Source organism: Mesorhizobium escarrei (assembly GCF_935825525.1).
GTDB classification, from domain to species: Bacteria; Pseudomonadota; Alphaproteobacteria; order Rhizobiales; family Rhizobiaceae; genus Mesorhizobium; species Mesorhizobium escarrei.
The window spans coordinates 624-3,531 of sequence record NZ_CAKXZT010000067.1; the positions used below are offsets into that span (position 1 = coordinate 624).

The following is a 2,908-nucleotide window of genomic DNA, read 5'->3' on the forward strand; positions in this document are numbered from 1 at the left end:
AGGAAAACGTTGGAAAGGTTGTCGATCACTTCCGGCTGTCGCGGAGCGCGAAATGTCGCATGCCCAGAATGGCGTTGAATCCGAAGGGCTGGTTGAAGGTGAGCAGCATCGGCACGACGCCGACAAGGCCAAGCGGTGCCGTCAGCATGACTATGGACATCGTCGAGAAGGATCGCACCTGCAGCATGATGACGATCAGCATGGCGGCTATCATGGCCGGGAAGACCTTGGCGACAAAAGCCTGCGAAAGCAGCTCGGGCTGCCGGCCTGACGTCGATATCAACAGTGTCCTGTTTCGGTCGAACCGGCAGGGGCTGTGGGCGGGTTCCGGGACTTGACACTCTCGACACTGCGCGAGAAAGGGGCGCATCTTCGAGGCGCCACCGTCCGCGACTGGGGCGGGCACTCTTCCATATTTACGAAAAGGACACCCCCTATGAGGATTGGAATCATCGGCGCCACATTGGTGCGAATGCTTCGGGCGCGTCCTCTCCTTAAAGCCGTCACCGAGCTTGCAATTCCATGCCGCATTGCGACATTGGATGCATGAGCACGCCCGCACAACCAGTGCGTCTTGTCAGCCCCGAAAAGAAACGGCGTCGCATCCCCATTGCCGTCATCATGGCATTGAGTTTCGGCACGCTCGTGTTCCTGTCGGTCGGTGGCGTGCTCGCATTGTCGGTGGGCGCCAATTTTCGCAACACGTTCGACCTGCTCGGCGCGCAATCAACGCTTCTTATCGATGCGATGGAGGACTCGCTGCGCGCCGAGATGGGAGACGCCGAGAACGCGGTGAACGGCATCGCGCAGCTCTATGCCCAGGGCGAGTTCCAGATCGACGACGAGGCGATGTCTGCAGCCGTTGCCGGTGCTCTGGCTGCCGCTTCGGGGGTCGAGGCGATGCTGATCTGCACCCCAGACCTGGTCTGCCGCGGCGCCGCGCGCTCCATAGAAAACAACGTTGCAACGGGCGCGATCGAGCATTTTCCGGCCGAGCCCGAGAAGTCGCCCCAAGTCCGCGCCGCCCTCGAGCAACGCCGACGGGTCGGCGGCCAGCAGTGGGGGGCGTTCGTGGCCAACGAGTTCGGCCTGTACGCGCATGTCTCCGTGCCGCTGGCACGTGATGGCGTGACGCAGGCCTGGGTGATCGCGGCGGTCGAATTGCAGAAACTGTCCGATATCACGCGGGAGCTGTCATCGCGATTTGGCACGCATGCCTTCATTCTCGATGGCGAAGATCGCGTGCTCGCCGACCAAAGGCTGGCCGATCCCGACGGTCTGAAGAATGGCGTCCTGCCGCTGACGCCGCTGGCCACGTATGGCGATCCGGTATTGGCCGCATATAGCTCGCGCAAGGTAGAACGGGAGTTCGACACGCGCCACGCCCGCGACATAGAAATCGCCGAGATCCGCGTCGATGACCGAGACGTTCCTACCTCATGGGAAGGAGAGAACACTTACATCGCCATCACCCGCAAGATCACCGGCTACGGCGATAAGCCCTGGACGATCGGCGGGTATTTCGAAAGCAGTCAGATCAGTGATGAGATCGAGCGCGTCATGGGGTCAGCTCTGCTCGGTCTTGGGGCGATGGCGGCGGCGGTCATCGTAGCGATCCTACTTGGCAGGCGCCTGTCGCGCCCGATCCAGGCGATCGCCGGCCAGGCCACGCGCGTTGCCGATTTCGATCTCGACGGCGTGACCCCCCTGCCGCGCAGCAGGGTGCTGGAGTTGGACAACCAGGCTTCGGCGTTCAATGCCATGCTGATCGGTCTGCGTGCATTCTCGACCTATATTCCGCGCTCGCTGGTGGCCAAGCTGGTGCGCACCGGGGAGGTCGGCATCGCCGAACCGCGCGAAGCGGTCGTCACCGTCATGTTCACCGACATCGTCGGCTTCACCACGCTGTCGGAGCAGATGGACGCCGCCGCCGCGGCCAGGCTGCTGAATCATCACTTCGCGATCCTGTGCGGCGCGGTCGATGCACATGGCGGTACTGTCGACAAGTTCCTGGGCGACGGCATGCTGGCGTTCTTCGGCGCGCCGGACCGTCTGAAGGGCCATGCCGCCGCGGCCGTCCGCGCCGCCGCGGCGATCCGCGAGGAGCTGGAGAAGGACAATCTGGAAGCGGCTGGCGAAGGCCGGCCTCCGCTTCATGTCCGCATCGGCATCCACACGGGCTCCGTCATCGTCGGCAATATCGGAGCATCCGACCGCGTCAACTATACGATCGTCGGCGACACCGTGAACGTCAGCCAACGGCTGCAGGACCTCGGCAAGCAGCTCGAACCGGGCGCCACCGCAGCAATCGCCATTTCCGGCGAGACCGCGTCGCGGCTCGACGAAAGGTTCGAAACGATCCCGGCAGGCAAGCACAGGCTGCGCGGACGCGGCGAGGCGACGGAGGTCTTCAAGCTTGGCAAAGTCGCGACGTCAGCATCGCCCCCTATGGACGTTCACCGCGCCCAAGCGGGCTGAGCAACATGCCACTTCCATGCCGCTGATCGGCGGTTTGAAGAAGCCGACGGCTTTGGGAATGACTGGAACCGGTCACCTAGCGCTGTAGCCGACTTCAATTGGAACGGCAGGAACGGTGCAAAGTCGCTGGTTCCGGGCAACGTCCGCCTACGAGCCGCCAAATCGACCCAGCAAGGCCGGTTGGGTCAAGACTGGTGGTTCTGGTGAACGTCGGCTTCCGGGAAGGAAATTCGGCCCAGGAAGGGCCGCTTCGGGTCATCAGCGCTGGTCGCGATCAACGTCCGGTTTCGGGATAGAGTATCGACCCCCGAAGGTTCCGAAAGGGTCAGGTCACGACGATGCCCACACCAACCTGAATGTCCGCTCTTGAATATTCGCAGCCCGAATCTGCCATTCCGCTGTCGGCCCCGAGGACGAAGCCGCTCGCGCG

The 2,908-nt window shown here is 63.1% G+C and carries 2 protein-coding genes; one reads left to right on the forward strand and one right to left on the reverse strand.

Features of this window, described 5'->3' with window-relative positions; genetic code table 11:
* Window positions 1–25: 25 nt before the first annotated feature.
* Window positions 26–283, reverse strand: a complete 258-nt coding sequence (locus NMG80_RS04625; protein ID WP_254017048.1) for a hypothetical protein — start codon at window positions 281–283, stop codon at window positions 26–28.
* Between the two features lie 263 nt (window positions 284–546).
* On the opposite strand from NMG80_RS04625, the gene NMG80_RS04630 reads away from it, so the two are divergent.
* Window positions 547–2,478, forward strand: a complete 1,932-nt coding sequence (locus NMG80_RS04630) for an adenylate/guanylate cyclase domain-containing protein (protein WP_254017047.1) — start codon at window positions 547–549, stop codon at window positions 2,476–2,478.
* Window positions 2,479–2,908 lie beyond the last annotated feature (430 nt).

What these genes read in the sequence shown, in the direction of transcription:
- NMG80_RS04630 (WP_254017047.1), top strand. Translation starts at nt 547, where the DNA reads ATGAGCACGCCCGCACAACCAGTGCGTCTTGTCAGCCCCGAAAAGAAA.